Source organism: Vibrio sp. 1069, assembly GCF_033340555.1.
In genome coordinates this window covers 1-539 of sequence record NZ_JAWOWP010000854.1, presented here as the reverse complement: position 1 = coordinate 539, position 539 = coordinate 1, and the positions used below count along the sequence as shown (strand labels likewise).

Genomic DNA, 539 nt, shown 5'->3' with positions numbered 1-539 from the left:
CAGAAACTTGTTTTAGCGTCTCGTCACTTGCCGTTGGTGGTGCGATAAAGATTGGGTGGATTCCAAATTTCTCTGCCGCGGCTACGAACTCTGCACTTTCGTTAGTCGGAACGTCTGCAATGAGAACGGAATCGATGCCCGCTTTTGCACAGCGCTCGTAGAAGCTCTCAATACCGCGTGAGTATACAAGGTTGGCGTACATCAATAGACCAATTGGCAGGTCTGGGTACTTTGCTCGAATTTTTCCGATTTGCTCAAAACAGATATCCGGAGTTGCACCCGAATCTAATGCTCGAATGTTGGCTCCTTGAATTGTTGGGCCGTCCGCCAATGGGTCTGAGAACGGAATACCAAGTTCAAGCGCATCAGCGCCAGATTCAACCAGTGTTTCCATGATCTTGTACGATTGCTCGGCGTTTGGATCACAAACCGTCACGAATGGTACAAATGCGCCTTGGTTCTTTTCGTTTAGGCGCGCAAACATCTTCTCATAACGGCTCATTAGATTACTCCTTTTTCTTCTAAGATGGCGTGTACGG

Annotated in this window: 1 protein-coding gene; it reads right to left on the bottom strand. The window is 48.1% G+C overall.

What is annotated here, in order from left to right:
• Positions 1 to 502, bottom strand: a 502-nt coding sequence (trpA, locus tag R7040_RS29435) for a tryptophan synthase subunit alpha (protein WP_318098047.1), incomplete at its 3' end; no start/stop codon positions are given.
• Between the last annotated feature and the right edge of the window lie 37 nt (positions 503 to 539).